The sequence below is a fragment of the Micromonospora coerulea genome (assembly GCF_016598485.1).
Classification (GTDB): Bacteria; Actinomycetota; Actinomycetes; order Mycobacteriales; family Micromonosporaceae; genus Micromonospora; species Micromonospora coerulea.
This window is the reverse complement of the sequence record NZ_JAEMUW010000101.1, coordinates 1-936: the sequence shown is the minus strand read 5'-3', so window position 1 is coordinate 936 and position 936 is coordinate 1. Positions and strand designations below refer to the sequence as shown.

Annotated in this window: 1 protein-coding gene and 1 pseudogene; one reads left to right on the top strand and one right to left on the bottom strand. The window is 68.3% G+C overall.

Going from position 1 to position 936, the window contains the following annotated elements; all coding sequences use genetic code 11:
- A partial coding sequence (locus tag I8N68_RS32465; RefSeq protein WP_307813062.1) for a tyrosine-type recombinase/integrase occupies window positions 1-503 on the bottom strand: 503 nt, incomplete at its 3' end.
- 36 nt (window positions 504-539) lie between these two features.
- On the opposite strand from I8N68_RS32465, the pseudogene I8N68_RS32460 reads away from it, so the two are divergent.
- Window positions 540-884: pseudogene (locus I8N68_RS32460) on the top strand (tRNA-specific adenosine deaminase); the annotation flags it as partial.
- Window positions 885-936: the final 52 nt, after the last annotated feature.

Sequence of the window (936 nt, the reverse complement as noted above, 5' to 3'; positions counted from 1 at the left end):
CCGAACGCTTCGTCCAGGCGGTTGGCGACCGCGTCCAGGTCGTCACCAAAGAGGCCGGCGTACACGTCCAGCGTCATCGACGCCGAGGCGTGCCCGAGCATCCGCTGCACCGCCTTGACGTTGGCGCCCGCCGCCACGGCCAGACTCGCCGCTGTATGGCGCAGGTCGTGCGGAGTCAGGCCCGCCAGCCCGACCGATGCCGCAGCCGGCGCGAAGACCCGCGAACGGAAGTTGGTGTTGCGTAGCGGACCGCCATTCGGAGCGGTGAACACAAGAGCGTCCCGGCGCTTGCCGGCGACGTGCGCGGCCAGCTCGTCGACGAGGAACCGCGGAATCGGCACCGACCGGCGCTGATGGTTCTTCGGCGTGCCCTCTACCAGTTCCCCGCCGACTTTCGCGAAGGCCACCGCCACAGTCACCCGTCGCCGCAGCAGATCTAGCCGCGACACCCGCAGCGCCGACGCCTCGCCCCACCGCAGCCCGGTGTAGGCCAGGAACCGCACCAGCAGCCCGGCACGCCGGCAGCAACCTCGGGCGGCACCTGTTCCGAAGACGGCATCATGTACGCGAGCAGCGAGCCCTGCCCCATGTGCCTCATGGCCTGCTACTGGGCACGCATCCCACGTCTGATCTTCGGGGCGAGCAGCCACGATGTAGCGACCTACGGCTTCGAAGACCTCCAGTTCTACCGGGAGGCTGCCCAGCCGATCGAGCGCCGGTCACTACGCGAGGAGACCACCGACGGAGTCCTCCGGGACCAGGCCGTCGAGGTACTGCGCAGGTGGGCCGACATGCTGCCGTCGCCCGTCGAGCCCAAGTTCTGGCGCAAGCCCGATGTCGAGTCCCACCTGATGCTTGACGAATCCGTCCCAGGTGTTGCTTGACGGTTGGTCTAGAGATAACTGCGGAGATCGTATCGCCGTCCTGGCGCTACGG